Source organism: Pectobacterium sp. S5 (genome assembly GCF_051707265.1).
Lineage (GTDB): Bacteria > Pseudomonadota > Gammaproteobacteria > Enterobacterales > Enterobacteriaceae > Pectobacterium > Pectobacterium polare.
Map to the genome: position 1 here is coordinate 1097906 of NZ_JAULSZ010000001.1, position 19691 is coordinate 1117596.

Genomic DNA, 19691 nt, shown 5'->3' on the forward strand with positions numbered 1-19691 from the left:
TATATTGTACGCACACTAATCCGATGCGCCGCGCGATAAATGCGGCACATCAGGCGAGATAAATTACAGATTTCTAGCGACCGCCGATGATTGTAACTCTGAACGATGTCGGATTGACGAGTGCATTCGCCGCATTATAAAACAGAATCCTGAACGAGTTCGTCGTCTTAAATACCACTCTATGGATGATGAAGGATGCGTCTTCTGTATATTCCACGTCAACTCTATAGTTATCAGTAACGAGATTGGCCATGCTTACATTGAATTGGCCAACAGCTTCAGTTGTGCATCCTGTAACGAAACCAGTAACCGTGTTACTAGAACCCCTTCTGAACAACGTCCCCACCACCCCGCCGTTGATGTCATTATTTTTAACGTTAGACCAGCTATCGCAGATCAGCCCCTCTAATGACACAGGCCCAGCATTCTGTCCTGATGCGAATGTAATCATGTGCCACCCCGCCGTTGTCACATGCAAATAGCCTGCTGTTGCGAGTTGAGAAAATCGCTCAGTAGCCCGGTTTTTTGATGTGTCACCCGAAATCGAACGCCTGGAAACAATGTAGTCTGGGTCTTGTAAAATGGTAGGGATTTCAACATTTGACGGATACAACGGCTGACGTGCGCCATTATTCAGAATCATGTCAACCATCCACGGGCCTTTTGCATGAAATGACGGGAAAATTAATGAATTATCGTCCTTGATATAAACCGCGATTGTCACGGTCCCGCCAACAGGGTCGTTGGGTAACATAACCCCGACAGCCTCTGGCTCGTCAGCAGCACCGAGAAAAGGCGGTGAGGTGCCGTTAGTAAATTCGTTCCTCTTCAATGTAACGTTAGACGATACAGGGGCATAAAATATGTGAGGAAGGACTACAGAACCCTGCCGCATGACGCACGGTCTTTTGTAATCCTGTTGCATAAAGACAGCGGCCAGCTTCTTACCCATTATCGATAAGAATTCTTCACGTAGATGAACACCATCGAACGCCGATTCGCTCAAACCATACTGCCGAATAACGTCCCGCTTGGTATCAATAAACATACATCCGAATTCATTCGCGACCGATTTAACCGCTGAGTCATATACCCATGAAACATAACCCTCTGTCAGATTACCCATCGGAGAGATATTTGCACCACCGACAAACTGTGTAGTGCCCAGCAATACTACACATCGGCGACGTAACAATTCTCTCGCGACAAACTTACGCATGACTACAGAAAAATTTTTACCGCTATAGAGAGAATCGCCGTCTACATTTTCGGGTACATTGCCGTTATTGGTTGCGGCTTTAATATCATTGATGCCCAACATAATTGTTGAAATATCACCGTCCGAACCATCATTAATCGTTCGGATATAGTGTGCTAGTGCTGTATCCCCTGCATGCGCCTGATTCTGAGACGTCCATACTGACTGCGTTAATGACGACATCACCTCTGCTATCACACCGGGGTACGTCACAGACATTTGCCCGCCTCCTGGTCCTTGCGCCCATGTGATGCTGTCTCCATAACTGATCACTTTGATGGGTTTATTAGTCCGAAGCTTGGCTTGATATTGTGTATAGCTGAGATTTTCTAGCTCATTTAGTTTGTCGTAATCGTCAAACTCTAACATCCCACCATTCGAGACTAACTTATGCAGTTCATCGTCAGATGTGATTTCCGAGCCTGCATGACCGGGGATAATATTTCGCGATGAGTTATACACAAATGTATAACCGACATCCGTTAAATAAACGCGCTGACCATCAATAAACCGCTCAAATGTTTTTGCATTGGCCAATGTGAGACGAATGACTTGCAGGCCACCGACCATTAAAAACCCTGTAGGTGCGGCCAGCTCGCTTCGTAGCGCCACATCGCCAATGTTAACGTTAATCCAGTTGCCATCATCATCCGGGGATGCCCCAGAGATAACATGAGGTTCATCAAGATTACCTGCATAGCGATACCATGACCCCTGATAGTTCACAATCTGGGTCGGCAATGAGATTTCCATACCTATCTCCCATATCCCTAATTGAATCCACCCCAGACCATCAAAGGCTGTGTTGAATTTCTGATACAACCAGCGCGTTCTATTTGCCAGGTCTCTTAACGGTTTATTCGCAGTACCATCCGGTCCACCGCCAACGGGGTCGTTACGCTCTATTTGATAAACGCCTGCTGTCCATTCTGGCGATTCAGGTAAATTAGCCATTTGTTTTCTCCTGGTGTATTAATACACGAACTTGTGTTCGCCGTTAAAATCGATTTCGTCGTTATAAGTGATGGTGCGTAATTCATTAATCATTGAGATACGCCCGAATATGCCCAGTTCTATTGACGTTTTTTTTGCAGAACGGGCAATATTAATGACGTGGTTTCTAATCCGACGAGGTTATTACTTGTATTAATCAGCTCTAACATGCCAACTGGATCGATATTGACGCGGTAGAGTTCGATAAGAGTTTCCCTGCAATTCTCTGCCAGATTGAGGGGCGTACTAAGTTCGGACTCCTAGAGCCCCCTCTTCATAGTTCATGCATAGGGAGTATTATTTGTTTTTTATAAATACTATTTTAAAGAAATTTAATAATTTACCTATTCATGCTCTGTAAAATTTAGAAAAAAGCCGCGATATACGCGGCTATTGAAAGAGGTCATCGGGCGAAGAGTTATGGAACCTGATACGCCAGTTTGTAATTACCTGCCGCCGCAGTGCGGAATGTCACACTGTCCGTGCGCCAGCGGATTTCCACCTCCGCCTGAGTCTGCACTTTCCAGCTTGAGGCATCGTTGACGTTCAGCACCAATCGATCAATCGTCGCAACGTCTGTCTCTGGATCGGTGATATCAAACGCAAACGCAAACGCGAGTGAGTCCGGCACGCCGTTATTGGATGAAAACAGTTGAGCCCACTGTGCCACCGTAATACCGCCGAGTTCGGCTGGCGTCATACCATCCGCAATCAGTGCTTCTGCGCCTGCGGTATCGGCTGACAGCGCACCAATATCAACCCACGCACCGTCCTGCAAGACATGCCAGCTCACCAGATCCCGTGTGACAGCGACACGCACTTTACCCTTGGCGGTTAGCGTTGTGGTATTGATTTTTGACCACACAGCAGACGTCAGTGATTTTTGAATAATAACTTGAGGCATTAATTTGTATGCATACTTAATTAATGCTCTGTTATTGCTAACAATTTCTACATTTTGAGCATCATCTCCGCTAAGAGATGCGGATGAAACCCCAATTTCATCAATCAACTCAGGTGTAACAGTATCCGTTATCTCACTGAGTGTTCCATTTACGACAGTGTAAAATTTATCAGCATAGCGCATGACAAATTTACTTTCAGGAGGGGATAACTTAAGTTCTGCAATTACAATAAAATTTTGAGTGCCGTTAACACTGGTGATAAACAGTCTGTAATGTTGATATGCAACAATTTTATCTAACTTAAATGATTTAATAACTCGAGTGTCATTTCTCGTATCATTCGTTACCTTATGCAAATCATGCCAATCAATTCCATCATCACTGCCTTGAAAAATGAAATCTCTGACTGAGGCAACATTATTACCATATGAATCAATAAATCTAGAGAAAATAGTATACCCAGAAACTGGAAGTTTATTCGGTAAATCTATACGTAACCATTGTGGTGCTTGTTCGGTCGGGCGGGCATTAGAAATCCATGCTTTCTGATTTGTTTCAGTTACGCCATCAAAACTGTAATATGCGTTATATGCTGCCGTATTATAACTGCTGGCACTTGCGATATATCCAGCAGGAACGTTATCAGATGTCATTTTTGGGATTATGGAATCCGTTACAACACTAATATCGACAGAATGATACCCATTTTTTACTTCTGAATAATAAAACCCGCCTCTCTGCTCTAACATTTCTGAATACACGCTACTATCTTGGTGTACCCCTCCATCAAAAATAACATCATCCGTTGCATCATAATTATCTTTACTGGATGCGCCGAAATCATCAACAACGTAAGTCTGATTTGCTGCACCGGCTTCTTCTTTCAGCGCATACGCCGCGAGATTAAATGTATTTTGTGGACGAATGTTGAACGCGTGGTTTTGCCCTGCCGTTGCGCCCTGACGATCGGCGACGATATAGCCAGAATTGCCGCCGGAACCACCAACAGCACTGATAATGGTTTTCTCATTCACAGGGTTATAACTCAGCGTCACGCCCGCCCCCGCTTCCAGCGAGGAATGGATAAGCTGTTTCGTTTTTTGCGTGTAGTCGGTGATGTCCGCAGTGGTGTGAGTGTGATCTGCGGCCGCAACCCCCATTTGCGCTGGCGTCAGTGAGATATCACCGCTGCCCAGCAGCGATTGACCAAAGAGCGTGCGGATGGTGGTGCCAGAAATTAATTCAGCCTGCTTTGCGTTCCAGATTGCTTTTTCATCCGGCGAGGCAAATTTTCTGGTGGCGGTTTCGGTGATCTGATCGGCGGTATAGTCGCCGGATTGTGCAATCACGATACCAGTACGCCCGAATACGGAGGCCACACCCGAAACACCGGGTTCTTGACCACCACCATTATCTGAATGACAGCAAGTATGGGGATGAACCGTACATGTTGATTTTCCCGTACTATCAAAAACATTAATTTCAATATTGATATCTTTCATAGCATTGATGACTCCAGTAATAAAAAGAATAAGGAGTATCACTTACTTTCCCTCTGTATTATTTCAACTCACTTTACTAATCCATTATTTCCTTTATATAAATTACAGAAGCAAAAAAGGCCGCAAAATGCGCGGCCATTTGAATATGTCTGACCCGTCCTGAATAGCGTTGACACGTTCCTGACTTAAATACGGAGAACGTGATGATGACTGAGTTCAAACGTACTCAACGTGATTATCCTCTATCCTTTAAAATAGCCGTCGTTGAACAGGTCGAAAAAGGCGAGATGACCTATAAACAGGCCCAGCAGCGATATGGCATTCAGGGGCGCTCCACCGTTCTTGTCTGGCTGCGTAAATATGGCCAGCTTGACTGGAGCCCCGGACTTCCTGACCTGATGAAGAGGAAACTGCCTGTGGCTCAGACAAATACCCCACTTACACCCGAGCAAAGAATCAAAGAACTTGAAGAGCAGCTTAAGCTGGCGAACCAGAAAGCTGAGTTTTTTGAATCTGTTATCAACGTCCTGAAAAATGATTACGGGGTAAGTGTCGTAAAAAAGAGGCCCGGCAAGTCCTTGCGCAGAGTCAGGTCCCAAAAGTCACCGTGACTCGTGCATGCCAGCTCCTGGGGCACAGCAGACAGGCATGGTACCAGCATAATGCAAGGTGCAATAAACGACATGAACACAATAGTCAGGTTCTTGATTTTATTGCCCGAGTTCGGTGCCGTCAGCCACGTATAGGCACACGCAAACTCCACTCTCTGTTGAACCGTCAGGCAGGTGAAACACTCAATATCGGGCGTGACCGCCTGTTTAGCCTGCTGGGTAAACACCGGCTTCTGGTACCCGTAAAGCGGGCATACCACAAAACGACCAACAGCCATCATCGTTTTTACCGGCATCCCAACTTGCTGAAGCCTGGCCCAGAACAGGTTACTGTCCTTCAGCCGGAGCAAGTCTGGGTCGCCGATATTACTTATCTACCAGTACGCAGTGGCACGGTCTACCTGAGTTTGGTCACAGATGCCTGTTCCAGAAAAATCATGGGTTACCATGTAGGGGATAATCTGCAAACTGAAAATGTGGTAAAAGCCTTCAAACAGGCATTACGACAAAGAAAAACAAAAGGGCTGTTGATACACCACTCTGACAGAGGGCTACAATACTGTTCAGCGCTTTACCAGTCGGTACATGAGAGCAATGGGATAACCTGTTCAATGACAGAGGGTTATGACTGCTACCAGAATGCGCTGGCTGAACGGATAAACGGCATCCTGAAAAATGAGTTTTTACTCTCGCGCCCAGCTAATCTGGCACAAGCGAGGAAAATGGTAAAAGAATCTGTGGCGATTTATAACCATGAGCGGCCACATCTGGCCCTGAAATACAAAACGCCCGATGAGGTTCATCAGGCGTTTTACAGGCAGAAAACTGTCAATCTATATCAGGACTAGTCAGTCATCGGGCGAAGAATTATGGAGCCTGGTACGCCAGTTTGTAATTACCTGCCATCGCGGTACGGAATGTCACGCTGTCCGTGCGCCAGCGGATTTCCACTTCCGAAGGTGACTGCACTTTCCAGCTTGAGGCGTCGGTGACGTTCAGCACCAGCCGGTCAATAGTCGCCACGTCGGTGACCGGGTCAGTGATATCGAGTGCAAACGCAAACCGAGTTCGGCTGGCGTCATACCGTCAGCAATCAGTGCTTCTGCGCCTGCGGTATCGGCTGACAGCGCCCCCACATCAACCCAAGCCCCGTTCCGCAAGACATGCCAGTTCACTAAATCCCGCGTCACAGCGATACGTACTTTACCGTTGCCGGTCTGCGTTGCCGTTAGTGTTGCGGCATTGAGCTGGCTATAGCTGACGAGTGAAGCCAACGCTGACTGGGTCAGGATCTGTGAGTGTGGCGTGTATTTTGTCTCAATATTAATTTCCGAATTTGAGATTACTTTCACTGGACTAGTGAAGAATGACGGCAGGTTACTGACACTGCTAATCCCCTGAGCACTAATTCTTTCCACTGTTAACTCACCGTCAATCTCTTTCAATGATCCATTATTGACACCGTAATTTTTACCGCCGTAGTTAATTACAAATTTATCCAGGGATTCATAAATTTCCAATTCATCAACACCGACAAATGATGATAAAATCCCATAATTCGCCAGCGTAATATGAATACGATAATATTGAAAACTAACATCGTTGTTAATGACATACGTGCGTTTCTGACCGGGAGTGTTCTGGGTATCGTTTGTAATCGTATGCAATACTGCCCACGTGACCCCATCATGGCTCCCTTGAAACGTCCAGGTACGCGGCGAATTTGAATATCCAGACTGATTACGGGTCACAACGGAATAGCCTTTAGCAATCGCGGACGCAAGGAGCTTTACGCCAACCCATTGCGGCGATGAGACAGAAGGCGCGCCATCGCTAGTCCATGAATCACTTCCTCCAACCTGAGATCGGTTAAAAGCTTTATATATTGCAGATCCAGCGCCTGGATCTCTGCTGTTTGAGCTTGCGATTGCTTCGTAGCCTGCTGGCGCGTTATTAGCGGTCATTACAGGAATGATGCTTTCCACCGTTGCTGATGTTGTCGGTGTTTTCTGAAGAATGCTTATCGCCTTTCCATCCGCTTTTATTTCGGCAGCATAAAATTTTCCATCCGATATTAATTGATAATTTGAACCAGTATAAAGGCTGGCTATACCGTCAAAAATAACATCACTTGTTGCGTTGTAATTCGGCTCACTCGACGCATTAAAATCATCAACCACATAAGTCTGATTTGCTGCACCGGCTTCTTCTTTCAGCGCATACGCCGCGAGATTAAATGTATTTTGTGGACGAATACTGAATGCATGATTTTGTCCTGCCGTTGCACCCAGACGTTCTGCGACGATATAACCCGAACTGCCGCTGCCAGAACCACCAGCAGCACTGATGATGGTCTTCTCATTCACCGGGTTATAGCTCAGCGTCACACCTGCTCCGGCTTCCAGCGAGGAATGGATGATCTGCTTCGTTTTTTGCGTGTAGTCGGTGATGTCCACTGTGGTGTGCGGGTGATCTGTGGCCGCAACACCCATTTGCGCTGGCGTCGGTGAAACGTCACCGCTACCCAGCAACGATTGGCCAAAGAGCGTGCGGATAGTGGTGCCAGAAATTAATGCGTCTTGCTTTGCATTCCAGATTGCTTTTTCATCCGGCGAGGCAAATTTTCTGGTGGCGGTTTCGGTGATCTGATCGGCGGTATAGTCGCCGGGTTGTGCAGTCACGATACCGGTACGTCCGAATACGGAAGCAACGCCCAAAACACCGGGTTCTTGACCACCACCATTATCTGAATGACAGCAAGTATGGGGATTAACCTGAACAGGAGGATGAACGGTACATGTCGCTTTGCCTGTACTGTCACAAACATTGATTTCAATATTAATGTCTTTCATGGCGTTGATGACTCCGTTAATAAAGGGCATAGGGAGTATCACTTATTTTCCAGAGAGATCATTTTAAAGTACTTTACTAATTCGTTGTTTATTTTATATAGAAACTGAATTAAAAAGGCCGCGATATACGCGGCCATTGAAATAGGTCATCGGGCGAAGAGTTACGGAATCTGATACGCCAGTTTGTAATTACCCGCCGTCGCATTGCGGAATGTCACGCTGTCCGTGCGCCAGCGGATTTCCACTTCCGAAGGTGACTGCACTTTCCAGCTTGAGGCGTCGGTGACGTTCAGCACCAGCCGGTCAATAGTCGCCACGTCGGTGACCGGGTCAGTGATATCGAGTGCAAACGCAAAGCAATCAACGTTGTTGCGCCTGCCGTATCGGCTGACAGCGCCCCCACATCAACCCACGCCCCGTTCCGCAAGACATGCCAGTTCACTAAATCCCGCGTCACAGCGACACGTACCTTGCCGTTGCCCGTCTGCGTTGCTGTTAGCGTTGCGGCATTGATTTTTGGCCACGCGGCGGACGTCAGTGATTTTTGAATTGCAATTTGTGAGTAAGGCGCATATTTCACTGAAACATCCAGTTGAGATGTAGACACAATCGATATCGGTAACTTTCCAATCAACTGTGACGCCATAATTTCCCCACTATTGGAAAACCCATTAAATGGTTTTAATTCAGCCGGTAATAAAACACCGTTACTGGCCGTAAAATATTCACCTGTCCCCGCTTTTATCAGGATAGTATCCTTAGCAGAAAGTAATTGCAGGTCACCAATTTGGACAAAATTACCACTACCATTGCTATCAGTTATATTCAGACTAAAGTAAATATATTTTTCACTTTTGGGGAATGACCATTCTCGTAGCTGTTGATTACCATTTCGAATATCGTTAACTACCGAATATATTTCATCCCAAATTACACCATCATTACTCCCTTGTAATGAAAATGACTTAGGTGATGCTAAGTCAATGACATACGGAGTATTCATGTTAGTTATTCGCAATCCATCAGCGCTAGTTGGATTTGGACATTTTACCCGTATCCATTGTGGAGATTCTGACGTTGGTTTTTTTGATGACCACCACGCATCAAGATTATTTATCGTTGTATTATTCATGGCTTTATATGCCGGTGAATTTTCGTTTAATTGGCTACTGGATGCAGCACTAAACCCTGCGTCTTCATTTGAAGACATTTTAGGGATAATATTACTTTTAACATCGGGTAGAACGATCGAGACAAACTTCCCATCCGCACGAACTGGGGATGAATAAAATTCACCGTCTTTTTCCAGTTGTACCGATACACCCGTGTAAAGATGTAGTAGATCATCAAAAAAAACCGCATTCGTCGCGTTGTAATTCAACTCACTTAACGCATTAAAGTCATCAACAACGTAAGTCTGATTCACCGCACCCGCTTCTTCTTTCAGCGCATACGCCGCGAGATTAAATGTATTTTGTGGGCGAATGTTGAACACATGATTTTGCCCCGCCGTTGCGCCCTGACGATCGGCAACGATATAACCAGAACTGCCCGTACCCGAACTACCAGCCGCGCTGATAATGGTTTTCTCATTCACCGAGTTATAACTCAGCGTCACGCCAGCCCCGGCTTCCAGCGAGGAATGGATGAGCTGCTTCGTTTTTTGCGTGTAGTCGGTGATGTCCGCTGTGGTGTGCGTGTGATCCGCGGCCGCAACGCCCATTTGCGCTGGCGTCAGTGAGATATCACCGCTGCCCAGCAGTGATTGACCAAAGAGCGTGCGGATGTTGGTGCCAGAAATTAATGCATCCTGCTTTGCATTCCAGGCTGCTTTTTCATCCGGCGTGGCAAATTTTCTGGTGGCAGTTTCAGTAATCTGATCGGCGGTATAGTCGCCGGGTTGTGCGGTTACGACACCAGTACGCCCAAATACGGAGGCAACGCCAGAAACACCGGGCTCCTGACCACCGCCATTGTCTGAATGGCAGCAAGTATGGGAATCAACTTGAATAGGGGGATTAACAGCACATGTTGATTTTCCCGTGCTGCCACAGACGTTGATTTCAATATTTACGTTTTTCATAGTACCGACTACTCCGTTAGTTAGGGTGTATCAGGAGTATCGTGTATTTGGCAGGTCGGTTATTTTAAAGCACGTTACTAAACATAAGATTATTTAATCAATTAAATCAGCAAATTAGATTTAATGCTTTTTGGTAGTTAAAAGTTTAAATGCGGCATGATTATCTCAGGATAACACCCAAAAAAATGGCGGTTTATGTCATCAGCAAAGAGACAAAAACCGCCATCACTATTTGTTAATTTGTTACTTATAAACGATCTCACCTTTCGGCGCGTAGGCTTCCGCATCCAGCGGAGAATGCTTCTCGATGTATTGCTTCAGCACTTCAGCGTCGACAAAGCCGGTGTTCACATAGCCCGGCAGATTATCAAGACGTGGGTAGCCATCGCCGCCCATCGCATTAAAGTTCAGCGTTGCCATGCGATAAACTTTATCGGCCTGCAACGGCTCACCTTTGATTTTCACGTTCTGCACGCCCTGCCCGTCTGCCGTCAGGCTGACGTTCAGGAATTGCGCATAGGCACCGGAATCCACCTTTTTATTGGCGGCTACGGCCAGATACTTCTCGACGTCGCTGCCTTTCATATCCACATAGACCAACGTGTTGGCGAACGGCTGAACCTTCAGTACATCTTTATAAGTGATATCACCGGATTCGATCGAGTCGCGTACACCGCCGCCGCTCATGATGGCAAAATCTGCTCCTGCACGTTCAAGCTGCGCCGACAACAGCACGTGCGCCAAATTGGTCTGACGGAAACGCACCTGATTGCGATCGCCTTCCAGCTTGCCTTTCACGCTACCGACCTTGATGCCCAGTTGCGCCTGCCCTTTTTCCTGGAACGGCGTCAACATTTTCATGACGTCAGCATCCTGCGTGATTTCATGCGTATAGAAAACACGTTCGGTTTTGCCGTCTTTCTCTACCTTTTTCTTCAGGTTGATCGGTATTAGCTGGTAATGCTCAAGTTTCAATTCACCATTGCGGAATGTGAAATCAGCACGACCAACATATTTACCCCACTCATGTGCCTGAACAATCCAGGTGCCGTTCTGGCGATCGGGAGCACAAGGCGCGCCTGGCACATAATCCACCTGCTTTTTATTTTCCTGCGCCATACATACCGGGTCCTGCGAGTGGCCGCCGACAATCATGTCCAGATATCCAGCAGGCAGGCTACGCGCCATTTCCACATCACCCGGCGCATTAGAACCGTGATTACCGTCGTCATAGTGTCCCATGTGCGTCGCGGCAATAATCACATCCGGTTTTTCGCTCTTCCGCAATTGCTCAACAACCTGCTTCGCTTCTGTCGAAGGATTACGGAATTCGATATCAGTAAAATACTCAGGATTGCCTAATTTGGCCGTATCGTCCGTTGTCAGGCCGATAACCGCGATTTTTACACCTTGCTTGTCGAACAGGGCATAAGGCTTAAATAAACGCTGATTGGTGCTTTTTTGGTAGATATTGGCTGATAACAGAGGGAATTTCGCCCATTTCTCCTGCTGACGCAGAACAGACAGCGGATTATCGAATTCGTGGTTGCCAAGTGCCATTGCATCATAGCCGACCATGTTCATACCGCGGAAATCTGGCTCTGCATCCTGCAAATCGGACTCAGGCACGCCGGTATTAATATCACCACCGGAAAGCAGCAGTACGCTGCCACCTTTACTCGCCACTTCCTGACGAATCTGATCGACCAGCGTTTTTTGCGCGGCCAATCCATATTCACCGTGATCGTTATGCCAGAAGTGACCGTGATGGTCATTGGTATGCAATATAGTGATGGCGTATGTTTTGTCTTTTTCCCAAGCCATTGACATTACAGGTGTTAGCGCGAGCGATACCGCCATCGCACATCCCAGAGCTTTTATTGAAAAGCGCATGATAAATCTCCGTTTATTTTAAAGACCCAGTGGAACCACTGAAAAATTCACCACACAAATTAGCACAGCAAAATGAACAATGCGCGAGGCGCATTCACGCTGTCCGTCAGCAATGTGCGGTAGCCGACAAAATCAGATTAGGTATAGCAGCGAGAGTGATATCACGCTGGCTTGGCACTGTCGTCACGCCGTCACGAACTCTTGCTAATATAGATACTTCATCGGAATAACCCAGCGACACACCGTTTATCCCCTATTTCCTGGGGTTTTACGTCAGTGGATAAAACCATTCCGCTGAATACACGGGAAAGCCGTAGGGCATTGCAGCCAATAACATCATGCTATCAGAATAATTACGCATGTTTATCAACGCTTATCGCGAGAAACCATCCCTAAATCTGTGTTAGACTACCTTTAACTGGAGAAACTGATATTTTTCATAAAATACCACTTTTATCCAAGCAACATTTCGCTATATGCAATAGAATTTATCTATACCCAGAGTAATTGGCGTTGCAGCCAAACAGCAAACGAACGAATCCCAATACGCTTTTCGGTACATAATAAAAGTCATAAGGGTACGTAAGCGCTGCTAACCACGCTGTAACTTCAAAGCAAGAAGGGTAAATCCGCTCAATTACGTTTCACCTATGGCACAAGGAGTTGGGATGCATGCTGCAACACCGCTAATTTCTACTATCGCTGGGGGGCTGGTTCTTGCCTTCCTCCTTGGTATTCTGGCACACCGCCTGCGTATCTCCCCCCTTGTTGGTTACCTTGCCGCAGGCGTTCTTGTCGGTCCTTTTACACCCGGTTTCGTTGCCGATACCTCACTGGCATCAGAACTCGCGGAACTTGGCGTCATCCTGCTGATGTTTGGCGTTGGCCTGCACTTCTCGCTGAAAGATCTCATGGCGGTAAAGTCCATCGCCATTCCCGGTGCGATAGCCCAGATTGCCGTGGCAACGCTACTTGGAATGGGGTTATCCTCCATGCTGGGTTGGAGCCTGGCGAGCGGCCTGGTTTTTGGCCTCTGCCTGTCCACCGCCAGTACCGTGGTTTTGCTACGCGCGTTGGAAGAACGCCAGCTTATTGATAGTCAGCGTGGTCAAATCGCCATCGGCTGGCTGATTGTGGAAGATCTGGCGATGGTCCTTACGCTGGTTCTGCTACCAGCCTTCGGCGACATGATCGGCGCTGAGCATGCCGACACCAGCAAACTGCTGGCCGATTTAGCCTGGACCATCGGCAAAGTGATTGCGTTTATTACCCTGATGATTGTGGTCGGTCGCCGTCTGGTACCGTGGGTGTTGGCAAAAAGCGCCAGCACCGGTTCACGTGAGCTTTTCACGCTGGCGGTGTTAGCAATGGCACTGGGTATCGCTTTTGGCGCGGTGAAGCTGTTTGATGTCTCCTTTGCACTGGGCGCATTCTTCGCCGGCGTGGTATTGAACGAATCTGAACTCAGCCAGCGTGCGGCACACGACACGCTGCCGCTGCGCGATGCCTTCGCCGTACTGTTCTTCGTTTCCGTCGGTATGCTGTTTGATCCGATGATCCTGCTGAACGACCCGATTTCCGTGCTGATCACGCTGGCGATTATCGTATTCGGTAAGTCAGCCGCCGCTTTCGTGCTGGTTCGACTCTTTGGTCACTCCAAGCGTACAGCATTAACGATTTCCGCCAGTCTGGCGCAGATCGGTGAATTTGCCTTTATTTTGGCCGGACTCGGTATTGTGCTGGGGCTGCTGTCCGAAGAAGGACGGAATTTGGTACTGGCCGGTGCCATTCTCTCCATCATGATAAACCCGCTGCTGTTTACGCTGCTGGAACGCTATCTGGCGAAGAACGAAACAATAGAAGAGCAGATCGTAGAAGAAGCGATTGAGGAAGAGAAACAAATTCCTGTCGATATGTGCAACCACGCGCTGCTGGTCGGCTATGGTCGCGTTGGTAGCCTGATTGGTGCCAAGCTGCATCAGGCTGGGATTCCCGTGGTCGTGATTGAGAATTCGCGTACACGCGTCGACGCACTACGTGAACAGGGAATTAAAGCCGTATTGGGTAACGCCACCAAGCCTGAAATCATGGATATTGCGCGTCTGGACTGCGCCCGTTGGTTATTACTGACGATTCCGAACGGCTATGAGGCGGGAGAAATCGTCGCGGCAGCTCGTGAGAAGCGCGCCGATCTGGAGATTATCGCTCGTGCGCACTATGACGATGAAGTCAGCTACATTACCGAACACGGTGCCAACGAGGTGGTGATGGGTGAGCGGGAAATCGCCAATAGCATGATCACGCTGCTGAAGCTGGATGACATTCCACCAGCACCTCAGGCGTGCCCTATCTGAATGGCTACACGTTAGAGACAAAAATGGCGGGCCTATTTGGCCCGCCATTTTTTTACGCTGTGCGATATCGATATGCCTGAAAACGTCACCAGACAAAAAACCGTCTTTCCCCTACTCGGCTTTACTCACTAGCTGTTCCAGCAGATCGATGTGCAGCGGATCGTCATTGAGCGCAGGAATATAGTGGAATGCCTCTCCACCTGCGTGCAGGAAGATTTCACGATTCTGTTCCTGAATCTCCTCCAACGTTTCCAGACAGTCAGCGGAAAAACCGGGGCACATAATCTGAATATGTTTGATTCCCTGCGCGGGTAGCCCCTGCATGGTTTCATCCGTATATGGCGTCAGCCAGGGTTCACGGCCAAAACGCGACTGGTAGGTCATCATTATTTTGCCTTCCGGCAGCCCCAGTGCGGCAATTAGCGCCTCTGTGGTCGCCCGACAGCGTTGTGGATAGTCATCCCCTTCATTGGCATACCGCTCGGGGATGCCGTGATAGGAGATCACTAATCTGTCGGGTTCGCCGTGTTCAGCAAAAGACTGCTCGACACGATGCTTCAATGCCGCAATATAAGCAGGATGTTCGGCGTAATCACGGATAAAGCGAATCGCAGGCAACTGACGATTATCACGCAGCTGTGCCGCTAACCCATCCCACACGGCAGCGGTCGTTGAGCAGGAATATTGCGGATACATCGGCAAGACCACCAGTTGCGTGACACCCTGCGCCAGTAGCTTATCCAACGCTGAACGTAGGCTTGGCGTGCCATAGCTCATTCCCAGCTCCACGGGCGTTTCCGGCATGCGCGCAGCCAGTGCCTGCTGCTGTCGGCGGCTAATCACCAACAGCGGCGATCCCTCTTCCATCCAGACCGACTGATAGAGCTTCGCCACTCGCGGTGAGCGGGTTGGTAGGATGATACCGCGCAGCAGCGGCCACCATAGCAGACGCGGCGTATCCACTACGCGCCGGTCGCTCAGAAACTCCGCCAGATAACGCCTCACCGCCTGCGGCGTCGGGGCATCGGGTGTCCCTAAGTTCACCATCAGCACGCCGTATTTCTCTTGTTTCATCGCCGTCTTCCTTTTATGGAGAAGCAGGCTTTCTCTCAGCCCACCAGTGCGTAACATCAGATTCCTATTGTAGCGAAAAAAAGCTAAACAAATACGGGTAGATAACAGGGATAACGCCGATGCTATCAATAGAAGAAACAAAGCAAATGAGGATCTCAGAACGAAAAAATGCCAGACGATCGTCTGGCATTCAGATAGCGGAGTATGATTCGCTTAGAAAAATTAGCCCAGAATAGTTTCCAGCTCTGCGCGAACTTCTTCCACTTTACGCGTACCTTCCACTTTGAAATAGCGCGTATTACCTGCATCAGCTTCTTTCTGATAGTAAGAAACCAGTGGTGCAGTCTGCTGATGGTACTCAACCAGACGCTTACGCACGGTATCTTCCTGATCGTCCTTACGAATGCTCAGCTCTTCGCCCGTCACGTCGTCTTTGCCTTCAACTTTAGGCGGATTGAATTTTACATGATAGACACGACCGGACGCCGCATGAACGCGACGGCCAATGATACGATCGATGATCAGTTCGTCAGGAACTGCAAATTCGATAACGTAATCCACATTGATGCCTGCATCTTTCATCGCATCAGCTTGTGGAATGGTGCGTGGGAAGCCATCCAGCAGAAAACCGTTACGGCAATCCTCCTGGGCGATGCGCTCTTTAACCAGAGCAATGACCAGTTCATCAGTGACCAGTTTACCTGCGTCCATGATTTCTTTAGCCTGCTTGCCCAATTCAGTACCCGCTTTTACCGCTGCACGCAGCATGTCACCCGTGGAAATCTGCGGAATACCGTATTTCTCCATGATGAATTGAGCCTGAGTACCTTTGCCTGCGCCCGGAGCGCCCAGCAGAATAATACGCATCGCGTAAATCCCCTTGCTATGTAATATTTATAAAATAAATTTGAAAAACGCTAAACCATACCATTCCAGACGCTTATGCTCAAGGAACGGGCTCGCTTCAGCAACGCGCAGGCAGATGAAAAAAAGCAAGATACCTAAAAATACGGTTTGCCGTCTGCCCAATATTGCCATTCAGTGTAGACGAAGAAACGCCCAATAACGGAAGGAAACGTAAAATCGGGGGGAAGACCCCGGTTGGTACCGGGGTCTAGAGGACATCAATATCAGGCACTTAACAGCTGATTCATACGGCGGATGAACAGGTTCGGATCGTCCAGCGTACCGCGTTCGGCCAGCAGAGCCTGATCCAGCAGCAGCTCGACCCACTCGCCAAACTCAGCGTCATCAGAAACGTCAGCCGCACGTTTAATTAGCGCGTGTTCCGGGTTCAGTTCAAAAATGTACTTCACTTCCGGTGCTTGCTGGCCTGCCGCAGCGAACAGTTTCGCCATCTGCGTACTCATCTCGTCCGCATCCGTCACGACAATCGCAGGCGTATCGGTCAAACGGTAGGTGAAACGCACATCTTTAACGCGCTCGCCCAGCAGCGTTTTCACACGCTCAACAAACGGCTCCAGCGCTTTCTGTGCTTCTTTCTGCGCATCGTTTTCTTCATCAGCCAGTTTATCCAGCGCGTCGTCCGCTTTGCTGACCGACTGGAGGGATTTACCGTCGAATTCGGTCAGGTAGCTCATCATCCATTCGTCAATACGTTCGGACAACAGCAATACCTCGATACCCTTCTTACGGAACAGCTCCAGATGCGGGCTGCTCTTCGCCGCCGCATAGCTGTCTGCGGTGATGTAGTAGATCTTGTCCTGACCTTCCACCATCCGGCTAACGTAATCTTCCAGCGATACCGTCTGTGCGGAGCTGTCGGATTGCGTAGTAGCAAAGCGCAGCAGTTTCGCGATCGCTTCGCGGTTGCTGCCATCTTCTGCTGGGCCTTCTTTCAGCACCAGACCAAACTGTTGCCAGAACGTCTGGTATTTTTCTGCGTCGTCTTTCGCCAGTTTATCCAGCATTTGCAACACACGTTTAGTCAGCGCATTACGCAGGTTCTGCGTCACACGGCTGTCCTGCAAAATCTCACGGGAAACGTTCAACGGCAGATCGTTGGAATCAATCAGACCACGAACAAAACGCAGGTAGTTCGGCATGAACTGCTCGGCGTCATCCATAATAAAGACGCGCTGAACGTACAATTTCAGGCCGTGTTTATGATCGCGGTTCCACATATCCCACGGTGCATGGGCGGGAATGTAGAGCAGGCTGGTGTATTCCTGCTTACCTTCTACACGGTTATGGCTCCAGCTCAGCGGATCGGTAAAGTCATGGGAGATATGTTTATAAAACTCGTTGTACTCTTCATCGCTGACTTCAGATTTACTGCGCGTCCACAGAGCCTGTGCCTTATTAATTTTTTCCCAGCTAACGGTGGATTCACCGCCTTCTTCTTCGCTTTCTGTCCGGGATTCAATTTCTACCGGCAGCGCAATATGGTCGGAATATTTGCTGATGACGGAACGCACACGCCAATCATCCAGGAATTCGTCTTCACCTTCGCGCAGATGCAAGGTGATTTCCGTACCGCGATCGTCTTTGGTGATGTCAGCGATGGTGTAATCACCTTCACCGGCAGATTCCCAGTACACGCCCTGATCGGCATTCGCACCTGCAGCACGGGTGCGTACAGTCACTTTATCCGCCACGATGAAGGCGGAATAGAAACCGACACCGAACTGACCAATCAGTTGGCTATCTTTAACTTGATCGGAACCCATAGATTCCAGAAAAGCCTTGGTGCCAGATTTCGCAATCGTACCGAGATTATCAATAACTTCATCACGGCTCATGCCGATACCGTTGTCAGAAATCGTCAGGGTGCGTTTTTCTTTATCCGTAGACACACGCACGCGCAGGTCGCCATCGCCCGCATACAGTTCTGGTGCGGACAGCGCACGAAAACGTAATTTGTCTGCCGCATCGGAGGAGTTGGAGATCAATTCACGCAGAAAGATTTCTTTGTTGGAATAGAGTGAATGGATCATCAAATGCAGGAGTTGCTTAACTTCGGACTGGAACCCGCGAGTTTCTTGGCCTTTCATGCTCATTGTTGCTTACCTCAATCCTAATATTATTCAGGCTGATTAAACTGACGATAAGTAGCAAGTGGGGATAAACCAAGGTGATTTCAAGGGGTAAATTTCAGCGAAAAAAGAAAACGGTGAGATGAAAGAGGAAAACAAGACTGCGGCTGCCAGATAATGATGCTGGCAACCGACAGATTAAAACCGGAAAGGCTGACGACCCGCGAGTGAATGGGAAAGCGTGGTGCCATCGACCATTTCCAGCTCACCGCCAACGGGAACACCGTGTGCAATGCGGCTGGCCATCACACCGTGTTGTGCGCACAGTTCAGCGATATAATTCGCGGTGGCATCACCTTCTACCGTCGGGTTGGTAGCCAGAATCACTTCGCTCATCGATTCCACTTGCAGGCGTTCTTCCAACCGCCCCAAACCGATATCGTCCGGGCCAATGCCATCCAACGGTGACAAATGCCCCATTAGAACGAAGTAGCGACCGGCAAACTGCCCCGTCTGTTCAATGGCATGAATATCAGCGGGGCTTTCTACCACGCAAATCTGCCCGTTTTGCTGGCGGCGCGGGTTCGAGCAAATCGCACAAACGTCCTGCTCGGTAAATGTCCGGCAATCGCTACAGTGACCGATTTCGGACATCGCCCGCGTCAACGCCTGCGCCAGACGCATACCGCCACTGCGGTTACGTTGCAGTAGCTGAAACGCCATGCGCTGTGCCGACTTGGGCCCAACGCCCGGCAGGCAGCGCAGCGCTTCCATCAATGACTCAAGAAGCGGACTGGTCTGCATCAGAACGGCATCTTGAAGCCCGGCGGCAGTTGCATACCGCTGGAAACCGACGCCATTTTCTCTTTCTGCGTTTCGGCAATACGACGAGCGGCATCGTTGAACGCCGCAGCGATCAGGTCTTCCAGCATCTCTTTGTCGTCTTCCATCAGGCTTGGATCGATCTCAACACGGCGGCAGTTATGCGCACCGTTGATCGTGATTTTCACCAGACCTGCACCCGATTCGCCCGTGACTTCCAGATTCGCCACTTCTTCCTGCATCTGCTGCATTTTTTCCTGCATCTGCTGGGCTTGCTTCATCAGGTTGCCAATTCCACCTTTACCAAACATAGTTTTCTCTCTATCACGTCGGGCTGCGCACTCGCAG

At 48.7% G+C, this 19691-nt stretch carries 14 protein-coding genes; 2 read left to right on the forward strand and 12 right to left on the reverse strand.

Annotated features, from left to right (window positions below; translation table 11 throughout):
• Nucleotides 1-73 precede the first annotated feature (73 nt).
• Nucleotides 74-2212, reverse strand: a complete 2139-nt coding sequence (locus QWJ20_RS04980; protein WP_433991993.1) for an SGNH/GDSL hydrolase family protein — start codon at nucleotides 2210-2212, stop codon at nucleotides 74-76.
• A gap of 457 nt (nucleotides 2213-2669) precedes the next feature.
• Nucleotides 2670-4658: a discoidin domain-containing protein gene (locus QWJ20_RS04985; RefSeq protein WP_433991994.1), complete on the reverse strand. Its 1989-nt coding sequence runs from the start codon at nucleotides 4656-4658 to the stop codon at nucleotides 2670-2672.
• 203 nt (nucleotides 4659-4861) lie between these two features.
• Between QWJ20_RS04985 and QWJ20_RS04990 the strand changes: the two genes are divergently transcribed.
• A protein-coding gene (locus QWJ20_RS04990) for an IS3 family transposase (protein ID WP_433991995.1) occupies nucleotides 4862-6117 on the forward strand; the annotation gives its coding sequence in 2 pieces (ribosomal slippage) (nucleotides 4862-5222 and nucleotides 5222-6117; 1257 coding nt in all).
• A gap of 19 nt (nucleotides 6118-6136) precedes the next feature.
• Here QWJ20_RS04990 and QWJ20_RS04995 read toward each other — a convergent pair.
• The 5 genes from QWJ20_RS04995 to ushA all read right to left on the reverse strand — a co-directional run bounded on the left by QWJ20_RS04995 (nucleotide 6137) and on the right by ushA (nucleotide 12097).
• The gene (locus tag QWJ20_RS04995; RefSeq protein WP_433991996.1) at nucleotides 6137-6292 is read right to left on the reverse strand and encodes a hypothetical protein; all 156 of its coding nucleotides are present in this window, start codon (nucleotides 6290-6292) and stop codon (nucleotides 6137-6139) included.
• Nucleotides 6265-8121, reverse strand: coding sequence for a discoidin domain-containing protein (locus QWJ20_RS05000; RefSeq protein WP_433991997.1), 1857 nt, complete (start codon nucleotides 8119-8121; stop codon nucleotides 6265-6267). The genes QWJ20_RS04995 and QWJ20_RS05000 overlap by 28 nt, the downstream gene beginning before the upstream one ends.
• Before the next feature lie 161 nt (nucleotides 8122-8282).
• Complete coding sequence (locus QWJ20_RS05005; RefSeq protein WP_433991998.1) at nucleotides 8283-8438, reverse strand: hypothetical protein; 156 nt, start codon at nucleotides 8436-8438, stop codon at nucleotides 8283-8285.
• Complete coding sequence (locus QWJ20_RS05010) at nucleotides 8411-10204, reverse strand: discoidin domain-containing protein (RefSeq protein WP_433991999.1); 1794 nt, start codon at nucleotides 10202-10204, stop codon at nucleotides 8411-8413. Before QWJ20_RS05010 ends, QWJ20_RS05005 begins: the two co-directional genes overlap by 28 nt.
• Before the next feature lie 243 nt (nucleotides 10205-10447).
• On the reverse strand, nucleotides 10448-12097 hold the full coding sequence (gene ushA / locus QWJ20_RS05015; RefSeq protein ID WP_433992000.1) for a bifunctional UDP-sugar hydrolase/5'-nucleotidase UshA: 1650 nt from the start codon (nucleotides 12095-12097) through the stop codon (nucleotides 10448-10450).
• 668 nt (nucleotides 12098-12765) lie between these two features.
• Between ushA and ybaL the strand changes: the two genes are divergently transcribed.
• Nucleotides 12766-14451, forward strand: a complete 1686-nt coding sequence (gene ybaL / locus QWJ20_RS05020; protein ID WP_039487888.1) for a YbaL family putative K(+) efflux transporter — start codon at nucleotides 12766-12768, stop codon at nucleotides 14449-14451.
• Between the two features lie 111 nt (nucleotides 14452-14562).
• On the opposite strand, the gene hemH is transcribed toward ybaL, so the two are convergent.
• The 5 genes from hemH to QWJ20_RS05045 all read right to left on the reverse strand — a co-directional run bounded on the left by hemH (nucleotide 14563) and on the right by QWJ20_RS05045 (nucleotide 19654).
• The gene (gene hemH / locus QWJ20_RS05025) at nucleotides 14563-15525 is read right to left on the reverse strand and encodes a ferrochelatase (RefSeq protein WP_433992001.1); all 963 of its coding nucleotides are present in this window, start codon (nucleotides 15523-15525) and stop codon (nucleotides 14563-14565) included.
• A 222-nt stretch (nucleotides 15526-15747) separates the two neighbouring features.
• Complete coding sequence (gene adk / locus QWJ20_RS05030) at nucleotides 15748-16392, reverse strand: adenylate kinase (protein ID WP_039487885.1); 645 nt, start codon at nucleotides 16390-16392, stop codon at nucleotides 15748-15750.
• A 263-nt stretch (nucleotides 16393-16655) separates the two neighbouring features.
• Nucleotides 16656-18539 carry a molecular chaperone HtpG gene (gene htpG, locus QWJ20_RS05035; protein ID WP_226307459.1) on the reverse strand — a complete coding sequence of 628 codons (1884 nt, stop codon included), beginning with the start codon at nucleotides 18537-18539 and terminating at the stop codon, nucleotides 16656-16658.
• Nucleotides 18540-18719: 180 nt separating this feature from the next.
• The gene (gene recR, locus QWJ20_RS05040; protein WP_039487881.1) at nucleotides 18720-19325 is read right to left on the reverse strand and encodes a recombination mediator RecR; all 606 of its coding nucleotides are present in this window, start codon (nucleotides 19323-19325) and stop codon (nucleotides 18720-18722) included.
• The gene (locus tag QWJ20_RS05045; protein WP_005976112.1) at nucleotides 19325-19654 is read right to left on the reverse strand and encodes a YbaB/EbfC family nucleoid-associated protein; all 330 of its coding nucleotides are present in this window, start codon (nucleotides 19652-19654) and stop codon (nucleotides 19325-19327) included. Before QWJ20_RS05045 ends, recR begins: the two co-directional genes overlap by 1 nt.
• Nucleotides 19655-19691: the final 37 nt, after the last annotated feature.